This window comes from Devosia sp. (genome assembly GCF_017307495.1).
Classification (GTDB): Bacteria; Pseudomonadota; Alphaproteobacteria; order Rhizobiales; family Devosiaceae; genus Devosia_A.
Genome location: NZ_JAFKHE010000013.1, coordinates 49316 through 64088, shown reverse-complemented (window position 1 = coordinate 64088; position 14773 = coordinate 49316). Strand labels below are relative to the sequence as shown.

Annotated in this window: 12 protein-coding genes; 8 read left to right on the top strand and 4 right to left on the bottom strand. The window is 68.0% G+C overall.

Features of this window, described 5'->3' with window-relative positions; all coding sequences use genetic code 11:
• Window positions 1–2 precede the first annotated feature (2 nt).
• The 8 genes from J0I99_RS03650 to J0I99_RS03615 all read left to right on the top strand — a co-directional run bounded on the left by J0I99_RS03650 (window position 3) and on the right by J0I99_RS03615 (window position 7618).
• On the top strand, window positions 3–566 hold the full coding sequence (locus J0I99_RS03650) for an endonuclease domain-containing protein (RefSeq protein ID WP_367115346.1): 564 nt from the start codon (window positions 3–5) through the stop codon (window positions 564–566).
• Window positions 567–568: 2 nt separating this feature from the next.
• A complete protein-coding gene (locus tag J0I99_RS03645; RefSeq protein WP_291395917.1) occupies window positions 569–1819 on the top strand; it encodes a Zn-dependent hydrolase in 1251 nt (416 codons plus the stop codon).
• Between the two features lie 2 nt (window positions 1820–1821).
• Window positions 1822–2334: an endonuclease domain-containing protein gene (locus J0I99_RS03640; RefSeq protein ID WP_291395915.1), complete on the top strand. Its 513-nt coding sequence runs from the start codon at window positions 1822–1824 to the stop codon at window positions 2332–2334.
• A gap of 30 nt (window positions 2335–2364) precedes the next feature.
• Window positions 2365–3819, top strand: coding sequence for a dihydropyrimidinase (gene hydA, locus J0I99_RS03635; protein WP_291395913.1), 1455 nt, complete (start codon window positions 2365–2367; stop codon window positions 3817–3819).
• Between the two features lie 2 nt (window positions 3820–3821).
• Complete coding sequence (locus J0I99_RS03630) at window positions 3822–4622, top strand: ABC transporter ATP-binding protein (RefSeq protein ID WP_291389605.1); 801 nt, start codon at window positions 3822–3824, stop codon at window positions 4620–4622.
• Between the two features lie 2 nt (window positions 4623–4624).
• Entirely contained in the window at window positions 4625–5509 is an 885-nt protein-coding gene (locus J0I99_RS03625) for an ABC transporter permease (RefSeq protein WP_291389601.1), read from the top strand.
• 218 nt (window positions 5510–5727) lie between these two features.
• Window positions 5728–6621: an ABC transporter permease gene (locus tag J0I99_RS03620; RefSeq protein ID WP_291389604.1), complete on the top strand. Its 894-nt coding sequence runs from the start codon at window positions 5728–5730 to the stop codon at window positions 6619–6621.
• Between the two features lie 22 nt (window positions 6622–6643).
• Window positions 6644–7618, top strand: a complete 975-nt coding sequence (locus J0I99_RS03615; protein WP_291395911.1) for an ABC transporter substrate-binding protein — start codon at window positions 6644–6646, stop codon at window positions 7616–7618.
• A gap of 176 nt (window positions 7619–7794) precedes the next feature.
• Here J0I99_RS03615 and J0I99_RS03610 read toward each other — a convergent pair whose 3' ends face one another.
• From J0I99_RS03610 to J0I99_RS03595, 4 genes are all read right to left on the bottom strand, one after another.
• Window positions 7795–9582 carry an EAL domain-containing protein gene (locus J0I99_RS03610; protein WP_291395910.1) on the bottom strand — a complete coding sequence of 596 codons (1788 nt, stop codon included), beginning with the start codon at window positions 9580–9582 and terminating at the stop codon, window positions 7795–7797.
• Window positions 9583–9704: 122 nt separating this feature from the next.
• Window positions 9705–11645 carry a beta-N-acetylhexosaminidase gene (locus J0I99_RS03605; RefSeq protein ID WP_291395908.1) on the bottom strand — a complete coding sequence of 647 codons (1941 nt, stop codon included), beginning with the start codon at window positions 11643–11645 and terminating at the stop codon, window positions 9705–9707.
• Window positions 11646–11841: 196 nt separating this feature from the next.
• Window positions 11842–13641, bottom strand: a complete 1800-nt coding sequence (locus J0I99_RS03600) for a hypothetical protein (RefSeq protein WP_291395906.1) — start codon at window positions 13639–13641, stop codon at window positions 11842–11844.
• A complete protein-coding gene (locus tag J0I99_RS03595; RefSeq protein WP_291395904.1) occupies window positions 13638–14768 on the bottom strand; it encodes a chemotaxis response regulator protein-glutamate methylesterase in 1131 nt (376 codons plus the stop codon). The genes J0I99_RS03600 and J0I99_RS03595 overlap by 4 nt, the downstream gene beginning before the upstream one ends.
• Window positions 14769–14773: the final 5 nt, after the last annotated feature.

The window sequence follows — 14773 nt, the reverse complement described above, 5'->3', positions numbered from 1 at the left end:
AGATGGTGGGACGCGCGAGCATCGCAGGACTGCCCCTCACCCCAGCCTTCTCCCCGGAGGGGAGAGGGGGCGATGGAGCACCGGCGGCGCAAAGTGCGTCCCCTCTCCCCTCCGGGGAGAGGGTCAGGGTGAGGGGAAGTCACGGCGATCCACGCATTCTGAAGCGCGTACGCGCGTTGCGCTCAGCTGCCACTGACGCAGAGAAGATGCTCTGGTGGCGTCTGCGCGACCGCCGTCTCGACGGCTTCAAGTTCGTGCGCCAGTACGCGATTGGGCCGTACTGCGCAGACTTCGTCTGTCGCGACGAAATGCTCGTCGTCGAGTTGGACGGCGGCCAGCATTCCGACTCCGTCAGTGATGCCCGCCGGACTCGCTATCTCAACGAACAGGGCTTCTCCGTCCTGCGCTTCTGGAACAATGAAGTGCTGGGCAACATCGACGGCGTGCAGCAGGCATTGTTGCTGACCTTGCGGCACTGCCCCTCCCCCGACTGGCGCTTCGCGCCAGCCACCCTCTCCCCAGAGGGGCGAGGGGACCTGACTGCAACTTCTGTGAAAGACCGATAACTATGGCAGCTCCCGGCGAGAACCTCAGGATCAACCCCGAACGCCTCTGGAGCTCCATCCACGAGATGGCCGAAATCGGTCCTGGGGTTGCCGGCGGCAACAACCGGCAGACGGTGACCGACGAAGACGGCAAGGGCCGCGCACTGTTCCAGAAATGGTGCGAGGCGGCCGGGATGAGCATGGGGCTCGACCAGATGGGCACCATGTTCGCGCGCCGCGAGGGCACGGAGCCGGGGCTCGATCCGGTCTATGTCGGCAGCCATCTCGACACCCAGCCGACCGGCGGGCGCTATGACGGCGTGCTCGGCGTGCTCGGCGGGCTCGAGGTGATCCGCACGCTCAACGACCTCGACATCAGGACCAGGCGGCCGATCGTGGTGGTCAACTGGACCAACGAGGAAGGCGCGCGCTTCGCCCCGGCCATGATGGCCTCGGGCGTCTTCGCCGGCGTGCTCGACCAGGCCGACGTCTACAAGCACACCGACAAGGACGGAAAGACCTTCGGCGAAGAACTCGAGCGGATCGGCTGGAAGGGCGACGAGGTCGTCGGGGCGCGGAAGATCCACGCCTATTACGAGCTCCACATCGAGCAGGGCCCAATCCTGGAGGACGAGAACATCGACATCGGCGTCGTCACGCACGGCCAGGGGCTGAAGTGGCTGCAGGTGACGCTCACCGGCAAGGAGGCGCATACCGGCTCGACCCCGATGCCGAAGCGCCGTAATGCCAGCCTCGGCATGGCGCGGGTGATCGAGCTGGTGCACGAGGTGGCGATGGACTACCAGCCCGACGCCGTGGGCGCGGTGGGGCACATCCAAGTCTATCCGAATTCGCGCAACATCATCGCCGGCAAGGCGGTGTTCACCATCGATATCCGCTCGCCCAACAAGGACGTGCTCGACGAGATGGACGCGCGCATCCGCGCCGGCATCGAGAATACCGCCGAAGCGCTGGATATCGGATTCGAGGTCGAGCAGGTCGGGCATTTCGACCCGGTGACTTTCGACAAGACGCTGGTCGGCAACGTACGGGCGGCGGCCAAGGAACTCGGCTATTCGCACCGCGACATCGTCTCGGGCGCCGGGCACGATGCGTGCTGGATCAACCGCGTCGCGCCGGCGGCGATGATCATGTGCCCGTGCGTCGACGGGCTCAGCCACAACGAGGCGGAAGAGATCAGCAAGGAATGGGCCGCGGCCGGAACCGACGTGCTGCTGCGGGCGGTGCTGGAGACGGCGGAGATCGTGGGGTGAGCTTGGGCGAGCGCACCACAGCCACGGTTGAACGGGCGCGTCGGCTGCGAAAGGCCGGCACGGACGTCGAAAACCGGCTTTGGTACGTGCTGCGCAATCGCAACCTGGCCGGCCTCAAGTTCGCGAGGCAGGTGCCTATCGGTCCGTACTTTGCGGATTTCCTTTGTGCCGAGGCGGGACTGATCGTCGAACTGGACGGTGGACAGCATGCCGAGAGCGCCGAGGACATGTCGCGCACCGAGTATCTCAACCGCGAGGGGTACTCGGTCCTCAGGTTCTGGAACAACGACGTGAACAGCAATCGTGATGCTGTGCTTCAAGCCATTCTCGACACAGTGGCGGGCAACCCCTCACCCGACCTGCGCTTCGCGCAGGCCACCCTCTCCCCGACGGGGAGAGGAACAAGGGGAGCACGAGCCGCGAGGGCGGCGTTTGCAGCGAGATATTTGAGCGAGGCACCCTCTGTTCCTCTCCCCGTCGGGGAGAGGGTGGACCGGCGAAGCCGGGACGGGTGAGGGGTTTCAGGACACATACAGGGACATGCCATGACCAGCAAAATCATCAAGAACGGCACGATCGTTACTGCCGATCTCACCTATGCGGCCGATATCCGCGTCGAGGGCGGCAGGATCACCGAGATCGGGCAGAACCTCAGCGGGGGCGAGGTGCTCGATGCGTCCGGGTGCTATGTCATGCCGGGCGGCATCGATCCGCATACGCATCTCGAGATGCCGTTCATGGGCACCTATTCGTCGGACGACTTCGAGTCCGGCACGCGGGCGGCGCTGGCGGGCGGCACGACGACGGTGGTGGATTTCTGCCTGCCCAACCCGAACCAGTCGCTGCTCGAGGCGCTCTCGATGTGGGACAACAAGACGTCCAAGGCCAGTTGCGACTACTCGTTCCACATGGCGATCACCTGGTGGGGCGAGCAGGTGTTCAACGAGATGGCCGAGGTGGTCGATCGCGGCATCACCTCGTTCAAGCACTTCATGGCCTACAAGGGCTCGCTGATGGTGAACGACGACGAGATGTTCGCCAGCTTCCAGCGCTGCGCCGAGCTGGGCGCGCTGCCGCTCGTCCACGCCGAGAACGGCGACGTCGTCGCCTCGATGACCCAGAAGCTCCTGGCCGAGGGCAATAACGGGCCGGAGGGCCACGCCTATTCGCGGCCGCCGGAAGTGGAGGGCGAAGCGACCAACCGCGCCATCATGATCGCAGACATGGCGGGCGTGCCGGTCTATATCGTGCATACCTCCTGCGAGCAGGCGCACGAGGCGATCCGTCGGGCGCGGCAGAAGGGCATGCGCGTCTACGGCGAGCCGCTGATCCAGCACCTGGTGCTCGACGAGACCGAGTATTTCAACAAGGACTGGGACTATGCGGCGCGCCGGGTGATGAGCCCGCCGTTCCGCAACAAGCAGCACCAGGATTCGCTGTGGGCCGGGCTCGCGTCCGGGTCGCTGCAGGTGGTGGCGACCGACCATTGCGCCTTCACCACGGCGCAGAAGCGGACCGGCATCGGCAACTTCGCCAAGATCCCGAACGGCACGGGCGGGCTCGAGGACCGGATGCCGGTGCTGTGGACCAAGGGCGTCAACACCGGCCGGCTGACGATGAACGAGTTCGTCGCGGTGACCTCGACCAACATCGCCAAGATCCTCAACATGTACCCGAAGAAGGGTGCGATCCTGGTCGGGGCCGACGCCGACCTCGTGGTGTGGGATCCCAAGCGCAGGAAGACCATCGAGGCGAGCAAGCAGCAGTCGGCGATCGACTACAACGTGTTCGAGGGCATCGAGGTGACGGGCCTGCCGCGCTTCACGCTGACGCGTGGCAAGGTGGCGGTGACGGAGGACAAGGTCTCGGCCGAGCAGGGGCATGGCGAGTTCGTGGCCCGCGAGGCCAAGAACCCTGTGAACCGCGCGCTGAGCCAGTGGAAGGAAATCACCGCACCGCGCAAGATCGAACGGGCGGGCATTCCGCAGAGCGGGGTTTGAGTTTGACGACTGACGGGGGCAAATCTGTAAGCGTGGTCGAGGCCAAGGGCCTCGGTCTCACCTTCAAGACGGCGGACGGCGACGTGATCGCGCTGTCCGATGTAAATCTGGACATCAGGCGGGGCGAGTTCGTCTCGTTCATCGGGCCCTCGGGCTGCGGCAAGACGACGTTCCTGCGCGTCATCGCCGACCTCGAGCAGCCGACCTCGGGCACGATCACGGTCAATGGGACGTCGCCGGCCGACGCGCGGGTCAACCGCTCGTATGGCTACGTGTTCCAGGCGCCGGCGCTGTTTCCGTGGCGGACGATCGAAAAGAACGTGGCGCTGCCGCTCGAGATCATGGGCTATGGCGAGGCCGACCGGCGCGAGCGCATCAGGAAGACGCTGGAACTGGTCAACCTCGAGGGCTTCGAGAAGAAGTTCCCCTGGCAGCTCAGCGGCGGCATGCAGCAGCGCGCCTCGATCGCCCGGGCGCTGGCCTTCGATGCCGACCTCTTGCTGATGGATGAGCCGTTCGGGGCACTCGACGAGATCGTGCGCGACCACCTGAACTCGGAGCTGCTGAAGCTCTGGGCGGCGACGCAGAAGACCATCGCGTTCGTGACCCACTCGATTCCGGAGGCGGTGTACCTGTCGACCAAGATCGTGGTGATGTCGCCGCGCCCGGGGCGGGTCACCGACGTGATCGAAAGCCCCCTCCCCGCCGAGCGCCCGCTCGAAATCCGCGAGACGCCGGAATTCCTCGCCATTGCCCACCGCGTCCGTGAGGGGTTGCGGGCCGGGCATTCGTACGAGGAATGACGATGGGCAAGACCTGGCGCGACGGCAGCCTGATCCCCATTGTCATCGTGCTGATCGGGCTGATCGTCGTCTGGTACGTCGCGGCGATCCTGATGAACTGGTCGGGCGTTTCCGACTTCTACCAGCGCACCGACGTGACTGGCGTGACCTTCGGCCAGCAGCTCAACGACGTGCTGAACCAGGACAAGCCGCTGCTGCCGGCCCCGCACCAGATCGTCGCCGAGTTCTGGAAGACGACGGTCGAGCAGGCCGTTACCAGCAAGCGCAGCCTCGTCTACCATGGCTGGCAGACGCTGTCGGCGACCCTGCTCGGCTTCATCATGGGCACGGCGTTCGGCATCGGGCTCGCGGTGTTCATCGTGCACAACCAGGCGATGGACCGCTCGCTGATGCCATGGATCATCGCCAGCCAGACCGTGCCGATCCTCGCCATTGCGCCGATGGTGATCGTGGTGCTGAACGCGGTCGGCATCTCGGGGCTGATCCCCAAGGCGCTGATCTCGACCTACCTGAGCTTCTTTCCGGTCGTCGTCGGCATGGTGAAGGGTTTCCGCAGCCCCGAGCAGATCCAGCTCGACCTGATGCGGACCTACAATGCCTCGCGCTTCGAGGTGTTCACCAAGCTGCGCTGGCCGATCGCTCTGCCCTACCTGTTCACCTCGATGAAGGTGGGCGTCGCGGCCAGCCTTGTCGGCGCGATCGTCGGCGAACTGCCGGCCGGGACCAGCAACGGCATCGGGGCGCGGCTGCTGGCCGGCTCGTATTACGGCCAGACGGTGCAGATCTGGTCGGCGCTGCTGGCGGCGGCGCTGCTCGCCGGAGCGCTGATTGCGCTGGTCGGCATCGCCGAGCGGGTGATCAATGCGCGGCTGGGGGCAAGGCCATGAGCATGCTGCAACGAGTCCTTGCCGCCTTCGCCGCCGGCTTCGCGCTGCTCGCGCTGGTGTTCGAGTTCGCCTCGACCGAAGGCGCACCGCTGCCGGTGTGGGAGTTCCCGGCGGTGGGGGCGTTCCTGGTGCTGGCGATCCTCAGCCTCGTCCGCTTCCGCCTGAAGCTCAGTTTCTGGGGCGATGGCGGGCTCGCGGCGCTCGGCGCGATGGCGCTGATGCTGGCGCTCGATACGATCCAGCAGGCCGAGGCGGGGTACTGGTTCGCCCTGGTTTCGGCCTGGCTGTTCGCCTGGCTGTTCGCGGAGCGGCTCTCGGGCGCCATCAGCAAGGGCAAGGTCGGCGATGCCGTCGGCATGCTGATCCCGCTCGTGTTCGGCGTCGCCATCCTCGTCGCCTGGGAAGCGATCACGCGCGGCGGTAACGTGCCCAAGGTGCTGCTGCCCGCGCCCTCGGGCATCTGGACCATGCTGACCGGGAACATCCCGCAGATCGCCGCGGACTTCCAGCAGACGTTCATGAAGTCGGTGCTGGCGGGCTACGTGCTCGGCTGCGGCTCCGGCTTCCTCGTCGCCATCGCGGTCGACCGCTCGCCGTTCCTGAAGCGCGGGCTGCTGCCGCTCGGCAACTTCATCTCGGCGCTGCCGCTGATCGGCATCGCGCCGATCATGGTGATGTGGTTCGGCTTCGACTGGCCGTCGAAGGCGGCGGTGGTCGTGATCATGACCTTCTTCCCCATGCTGGTGAACACGGTCGCCGGGTTGAACGTCGCCGGGCACATGGAGCGCGACCTGATGCGCACCTATGCGTCCGGGTATTGGTCGACGCTGTTCAAGCTCAGGCTGCCGGCGGCGGCGCCGTTCATCTTCAACGCTTTGAAGATCAACTCGACTCTGGCGCTGATCGGCGCAATCGTGGCTGAATTCTTCGGGACACCCATCGTCGGCATGGGCTTTCGCATCTCGTCGGAGATCGGCAAGCTCAATGTCGAGATGGTCTGGGCAGAGATCGCCGTGGCGGCGTTAGCGGGCTCTGTCTTCTACTGGGTGGTGGCGCTCGTCGAACGGGCCGTCACCTTCTGGCATCCGTCCGTCCGTGGTGGACGGGCGTAACAGGGAAAGAGGGAACGTGATCATGAAGAAACTTCTCGTTGGGCTCGTGGCCGGCGCGCTGGCGCTGGGCGCCACCGCCGGCTTCGCCGCCGATCCGGTGACGCTGCAGCTCAAGTGGGTGACGCAGGCGCAGTTCGCCGGCTACTACGTCGCCAAGGACAAGGGCTTCTACTCCGACGAAGGCATCGACATCACGATCAAGCCGGGCGGGCCGGACGTTGCGCCCGAGCAGGTGATCGCCGGTGGCGGCGCCGACGTGATCGTCGACTGGATGGGCGGCGCGCTCGCCGCGCGCGAGCAGGGCGTGGCCCTGGTCAATATCGCGCAGCCGTTCAAGAAGTCGGGCCTGCTGATGATCTGCCCCAAGGACGGGCCGGTGCAGACCGAGGCCGACTTCAAGGGCCATACGCTCGGCGTCTGGTTCTTCGGCAACGAGTATCCGTTCTACGCCTGGATGAACAAGCTCGGCATCCCGACCAATGGCGGCCCGGACGGCGTCAACGTGCTGAAGCAGAGCTTCGACGTGCAGCCGCTGATCCAGAAGCAGGCCGACTGCATCTCGGTGATGACCTACAACGAGCTCGGCCAGGCGATCGATGCCGGCTTCACCACCGACAAGCTGGTGATCTTCAACTACACCGACCTCGGCAACGACCTGCTCGAGGACGGCCTGTACGCCATGGAAGACAAGCTGGCCGACCCGGCCTTCGTCGACAAGATGGTGCGCTTCGTGCGCGCCTCGCAGAAGGGCTGGCAGTATGCGATCGAGCATCCCGACGAGGCGGCTCAGATCGTGATCGACAACGACGAGTCCGGCGCCCAGACGCTGGCGCACCAGAAGTACATGATGAGCGAAGTGGCCAAGCTGGTCGATGCCACCGACTTCAAGCTCAACATGGCGGCCTATGACCGCACCGAGAAGGCGCTGCTCGACCAGAAGATCATCAAGAACAAGCCGTCGGGCGCCTACACCACCGCGATCACCGACAAGCTCTGAGGCTGGCTGCAATCGAATGCCGGAGGGCGGGGAGCGATCCCCGCCCTTGTTGTTAGCGGGGGCGGCGACGGCGCGCTGCCCCTCACCCGTCTCGCGCTACGCGCGATCCACCCTCTCCCCGACGGGGAGAGGAACAGGGGTGACCAGCGAGCGGTCCAGTCAGGTTGTGAAATGCGCTAACCCGCGACGCGCTCGTGGGGGGCCTCGGGCATCCGGTCGAAGGCGGCGGTGAGCAGGCGGCGGACGGCTTCGCGCGGCATGGGGCGGGCAATCAGGTAGCCCTGCGCCTCGCTGTAGCCCATGGCGTGCACGGCGCGCAGTTGCTCGGCATCCTCGATGCCCTCGGCCGTGGTCTGCATGCCGAGGCGCGCCCCGATGTCCGCGACGGCACTGACGATGGTCCGGGCGCTTTCGGCGCTCGACAGGGCGCGGACGAAGGTGCCGTCGATCTTGATCTTGTCGAACGGGAAGGCGAGCAGGTAGCCGAGCGCAGAATAGCCGGTGCCGAAATCGTCGAGCGCGACCCGCACGCCGAGGGCGCGGAGCCGGCGCAGGGTCTCCAGGCTCTCGTCGGAATTGGCGAGGAACACCGACTCGGTGATCTCGATCTCGACCCGGCCGGGGGCGATGCCGCTATGGGCCAGCGCCTGGGTCAGGATGGTGGGCAGGTTGCCGCGCACCAACTGGACGGACGACACATTGACCGCGACGCGCAGGTCGGCCGGCCACCTGGCCGCTTCCGCCAGCGCCTCGCGGATGACCCACTCGCCAAGCGGCAGGATCATGCCCGTCGCCTCCGCCACCGGGATGAAGTCGCCGGGCGGAACCATGCCGCGCTCCGGATGGCGCCAGCGCAGCAGCGCCTCGAAGCCGGCGAAGGCCTCGGTCCCGAGGTCGAGGATGGGCTGGAAGTGGAGCTCGAACTGCTGCATGGCGATGGCATGCTTGAGTTCGACCTCGATGCGGCGCCGATCGGTTTCGGCGCGGTCGAGTTCGGGATCGAAGCTGCGGATGCCGCCGCGACCATCGCGCTTGGCGGCATACAGCGCCAGATCGGCGCTGTGCAGCAACGCGTCGGTTTCGGCGCCATCGCGGCCGGCGACGGCAATGCCGATACCCACCGCGACGCTGACCACCCGCCCGTCGAGTTCGAAGGGGGCGTGCGTTGCTTCCCCGATGCGCGACGCGAGGGCGCGGGCCGTTTCGGACGTGCCGTGGTGCAGCACGGCGAACTCGTCGCCGCCCATGCGGGCCACCGTGTCGTCGGGACCGAGGCAGGCGGCGAGGCGGGCCGCGAACTGGCGCAGCAGCACATCGCCGGCGGCGTGACCGATGGTGTCGTTGATCGGCTTGAAGCCATCGAGATCGAGGCACAGCACGGCCAGCCCCGGGTGGCGGGCGAGCTCATCGAAGGCCGCGCCGATGCGCCGGTAGAACAGCGTCCGGTTGGGCAGGCCGGTCAGCGGATCGTGGTAGGCGAGGTGCGTCAGTTCGGCCTGCAGGTTGTGCAGTTCGGTGACGTCCTTGTGGGTCGAGACCCAGCCGCCGTCGGCCATGGGCTGATGCGTCACCGAGATCATCTGGCCGGAGTTCAGCCGGTGGATGGCCCCGAGCGCCCGCCTGGCGGTGGCCACCCCGAGCCGATCGGCGACATAGTCCTCGGCGTCGTCGCCGACATGCGTGTTGCCGGCGATCCGCGCCTCGAGGATCTGGCGAAAGGTGGTGCCCGGTGTGCCGCATTCGGGCGGCAGCCGGTAGATGTCGAGGAACTGCTGGTTGCACAGCACCAGCCGCGCTTCGCTGTCATAGAGCGACAGACCCTGGGACAAGCTGTCCAGGACGGCCTTGAGGCGAAGCTCCTGCACCTCGAGCCGCCGGCGCATGGCGGCAAGTCCGCCCGGGCGCGCGCCATGGGCGGGCGGGGACGGCGTTGCGAGGTCGGGGGTATCTCCGGTCTTGGGCAAGGCGCGATAAGTCCCGGAAGCGCTGACGATAATCGGCGTCGAGACTAGCGTGGGCAAGTAAATGCGAGGTTAGCCCGGTTGGGGCACTCCAGCCGGACTGACGCCAGGCGCTCACCCGCCCGTCAGCCCGCTTCGTAGCGCCCGTAAAGGTTCGGCATCAGGCCGGCCAGAGCGCTGAAGCGGCCAAAGTCGCGGTGATGGCTCCAGCCGGTCTCGGCAATGGCGGAAAGGCGCGGGAAGACCAGCCGGTCAAACACGGCGCGGTCGGTCATCGGCTCGGACCAGATGCAAGCCTGGACGCCCAGAAGCCGGGCGCGCTCGGCGTCGTTCCAGCCGGCGGTCGGATCGAAGGCGTAGGTCTTTTCGGGCGAAGACCAGCCGGCCCAGGAGGCGCCGCACTCGTGCCAGTCGTCGGAATTGGCCATGTCGAGATAGTAGGCCTGGCCGGGCGCAACGACGACATCGTAGCCGTCGGCGGCGAGCTGGCGGCTGCCCTCGGGGGTGCGCCAGCCGACGAGGTAGCAGTTGGCCTTGTCGATGCCGCCGCCGTGGCTTGCCTCCTCCCACGCGCCGGTGATCCTGCCCTTGGAGGTGAGGAAGGCCTGGAGCCGCTGCAGGAACAGGGCCTGGAGCGGCGCGGCGCCGGTGACGCCGAGGTCCTGGCGCAACCTGTTGGCAGCCGGCGAAGCGTGCCAGGCGTCCTCGGGCACCTCGTCGGCGCCGACGTGGAAATAGCGCGAGGGAAACAGCGCGAGCATCTCGGAGAAGATGGTTTCGATGGCGCCGTAGGTCGCCTCGATGGCGGGGTTGAGGCAGTTGTTGGGGAAGCTCTGGATCGAGTGATAGGGCGCGTTCTCGCCCGGATCGCGCAGGGCCGGAATGGCCTGCAGCATGGCATAGCAATGGCCCGGCACGTCGATCTCGGGGACGACGTCGATGCCCCAGGAGGTGGCGAGGGCGACGATGGCGCGGATGTCGGCCTTGGTGTAGTAGCCGCCGCTGCGCTCCGGGCCCGAACCGAGCAGCGGCGGCACGGGCATGCCGTAGCCGCGCCAGGCGCCCCTGCCGGTCAGCTGCGGATAGGCGTCGATCTCGACGCGCCAGGCCTCGTCGTCGCTCAGGTGCCAGTGGAAGACGTTGAGCTTGTTCCAGGCGAGGACGGCGAGGAACTGCTCGACCTCGTCGCGCGCATAGACGCGGCGGGCGACATCGAGATGGCTGCCGCGCCAGGCCATGGCCGGCTCATCCTCGATGCGCCCGGCGGTGGGAAAGTCGAACTGGCGCAGATGCAGGCGCGCGCCGCGCAGGATCTGGCCGACCGTGATGAGGCCATAGAGCCCGCCGGTCTCGCTCTCGGCACTGATCCGCACGCGCTCGGGGCCGAACTCGATGGCATAGCCCTCCCTGCCGCCGGCCCCGCTGACAATCTCGACCGGCAGCCCCCCTTCATGGGCAGGCCGCACGAGACCCTCGCCGGCGAAGAGCCGCCCGGCCAGCTTGCCGAAGGCGGCGATGGCGGCGTGACCGAAGCCGGTGTTGGCGACCGGGGCGAGGCCGGGCGGCACGGTGCGGCGCCCGGAGACCGCGACGGCTTTCGGCCAGGGGATGATCGAGACCGGCACCGGCGGGTGCTCGGGAACCTCGGAAACGGCGGTACCCTTGCGGCGCACTGCGTCGCTACCCTCGCGGGCCGTCGGCACGGTGCGGAGCGAGTGGGTGCTGCCGTCGGCCAGGATGAGAAAGCCGGTGGTGGCGCCGTCGGTCCAGTGGCGGATGGGGTAGTCGAGCTTGAGGACGTCGATGACCCAGCTCTGCCCGGGCGCCAGCGAAAAGCCCTTGTCGGGAGCGATCTCGCAGAAGTTCGAGAGCTGCGCCACGACCCTGCCGCCGACGATCTCGGCATCGTCGCTGACCCGCGTCGGCCCGGAAAAGCCGAGACGGAAGTCGCGCAGCGTATCCGCACCGTGGTTGTGCAGCACCAGTCGATAGCGCGCCGGAACGCCCTCGGAGGCGGGACGCCATTGGCTCGACAGCGTCAAGCGATCATACCAATCTGCGACCATTTTGATACCACTCCCCGATGGGGCCGTTCTAGTCGACTCGGCCCCTGGCCGCAACCGGCACGGTCTCCTTGACCTCGTCGCCGGTCATGGCGGGGTTCCGGAACAGCTGGCGCCACTTGGCCCCGGTCGGATGACGAATGCAAGACAGCCGGCCGACTCCATTCGGCGATGCGTTGGCCTCCGTCCGGCCGGCCAGCTAGAACAGCAGGTCGTCGAGATCGTCGGCGGCCGGCTCGGGCTCGGCTTCGGGCGCGAGCCCGGTAAAACCGTCATGCAGGCGCCGCTCGGCATCCATGGTGTAGCGGCGCCGCAGCGTGGCGAGAAACGGCTCGAGGGCGGGGTCTATACCGGCCGGGGCGTCGGGCGCACCGTGATCAGCCTCCGCTTCGCGGGGACGGGTCAGGGCGAACTCGATGTCGCTGATCGCCTCCGAGATGGTGGCGTGGCCGGCGAGGGCGGCGACGGCGTCATCAAGGCGCCGGGCTACCTGCGGGCCGCCGGCATAGAGTTCGACCAGCGCGTTCTTCATGCGGAAGCCGACGGCCTCGAGCTCGCCGAGCGCAGCGGTGGCCTCGCGCTCGATGTCGCCGACGCGGGTGGCGCCGGAATCGGCCGAGCGGGTGAAGGCGGCGGAGAACTCGGAGGCCTGGGTGAGGCACTCGACGGCGGCGTGGGCAGAGACGACGGTTTCGCCGGTAAGGGTGCGCAACTGCTGGGCGATGACGTCGAGGGCACGGCCGCGCGGGCCGAGCTGGGCGCACTTGACCGCGGCGTTGAGCGAGACGAGGCGCATCTTGTACTCGATTTCCTGCACCGCCTCGACGTGGCCGAGCAGCACCCGGACGGTGTCGGACACGGCGGCGGCGACCTGGTCGAGCTTGCCGCGCTCGCTTTCGCAGTCGCGCAGCACGGTGACGGCACGGCGCACGGCGCCATGCAGTTCGGCCAGGGCCGAGCGGTTCTCGGCCGAGCCGTAGACCGCGCCGGCATGATCGAGCACCGCCTGCACGTCGTGCGACAGCTGCCCGAGCGCCTCGGCACCCGAGGCCATTTCCTCGACGAGGGATTCTCGCGCGGCGGCGAGCTGGAGACGCTGGAGTTCGAGGACGGGGAGGTGAGCCGAGGGATCGTGGCCCCCTCCATCCGGCCCTTCCCCGGACACCTCCCCCGCCGCGCGGGGGAGGACAAGAGGGGCGACATCCGTGAGGGCGGCTTCGACATGCTCGAGGCGCTGGCGGGTGGCATCGCCGACCTGCAGGGCCATCACGGCGGCGGCGACCCGGTCGGCGATGGCGCGCGACATCTGGCCGGTGACGGCGCTGGAGCGGGCGGATTCGAGGCGCTGCCCGGTGACTTCGGCGAGGTCGCGCTCGAGCTCGCCGGCGAGGGCGGAGAGCGTGTCGCGGTGGGCGGCCTGGAAGCTGCCGCGCGCCAGCGCCGCATCGGCGACGACGCCGGTCAGCGCCTCGTAGGTGCGGTGGAACTTGCTGATGGTGGTGGCGGCGCTGTCCGACAGCTGGGCGATGTCGGTGGTAAAGACGCTGAAATCCTCGCGTTCGTCGATCACGCCGGCCGCGACGACGCGCGCATTGATGGCGACGATGCCCATCATCCTGACGGTGCGGCGCAGCGCATCGATGGGCTGGGCGGCCCGGTGCAGGGCTTCGACCAGGCGGGTCAGGTCGCCTTGCTCGGTGCCGAGCGCCAGGGCGATCTCGCCGGCGCGGCGGCCGACCAGGGCAAGCCGGTCGGTGGCAACCGTGAGTTCGTCGCCGCCCAGTTCCACCGGCAGGGCCTCGAATGTGCCGGTGATGCGCGACAGGATCTCGGCACATTCGGCGAGGCGACCGCCGACCGCGACGAAAGCGCCGTCGATGGCGTCGCGCGGCGCGGCGAGGTCGGCGATCACGGTGGCGAGGTCGATCGCCTCGAGGGCCGCATGGGGACCCTCCGTTCCGTGGGGGAGGACACGAGGGGTGGTTTCGGAAGCGATCATGCGGGATCCCTCATCGGGGCACGGGCGGCGTAGGCGGTGATTTCGTGCGCGATGCGGCGGAGGCCGACCACCTTCTGCGCCGCGCCCAGCGCGATGGCTTCCTTGGGCATGCCGAAGACCACCGAGCTGTCTTCGTCCTGGGCGAGCGTGGCGGCCCCGGCCTCGCGCATCTCGAGCAGGCCGCGCGCGCCATCGTCGCCCATGCCGGTCAGCAGCACGCCGAGCGCGTTGCGGCCGGCGCCATAGGCGGCCGAGCGGAACAGCACGTCGACGGAGGGGCGGTGGCGCGAGACGTGCGGACCATCGATCACCCGCACGGTGTAGCGCGACCCGGTGCGGTGCAGCACCATGTGGTGGCCGCCGGGAGCGATGAGCACGCTGCCGGGCTCGACCGCGTCGCCATCCTCGGCCTCCTTGACCCGCATCTGGCACAGGCCGTCGAGGCGGCGGGCGAAGGCGGCGGTGAAGCGCTCGGGCATGTGCTGGACGATGAGGATGCCAGGCGTGGTGGCCGGCAACTCGACGAGCACGTCCCGCAACGCCTCGGTGCCGCCGGTCGAGGCGCCGATGCAGACCAGCGGATCGGTGAGCGGGGTGGTGGCGAGGGCGGATGCGGCACGAGCGGCGCTGCGCGGCGGGATCACCGCATCGGCGGTGAGCTTTCGTTCGACGTTCAGCTTGGGCGCCGGGGGCCTGACCCGGCCCTTCAGGCTCGCCTGCGCGGCCAGGCGGGCCGCCGAGCAGATGCGCTCGCGCGAATCCTGCAGGAACTGGGCGGTGTCGAGGCGCGGCTTGGGGACGACGTCGACGGCGCCGGCCTCGAGCGCCTCGATCAGCGTGTCGCTGCCCTCCGAGGCATGCGCCGAGCAGATCACCACGGGGATCGGGCGCTGCGACATCAGCTTGCGCAGGAAGGTGATGCCGTCCATGCGCGGCAGCTCGATATCGAGGAAGATGACATCGGGGACCTCGCCGCGGATGCGCTCGACCGCGATATAGGGGTCGGCCGCGGTGCCCATGACCTCGAGTTCGGGGTCGGCAGCGATGATGTCGCTGAGCGTCGTGCGCACGGCGGCGGAATCGTCGACGATCAGGACACGGATCTTGCGGTCGGCTTCGGCGGTCATCGGCT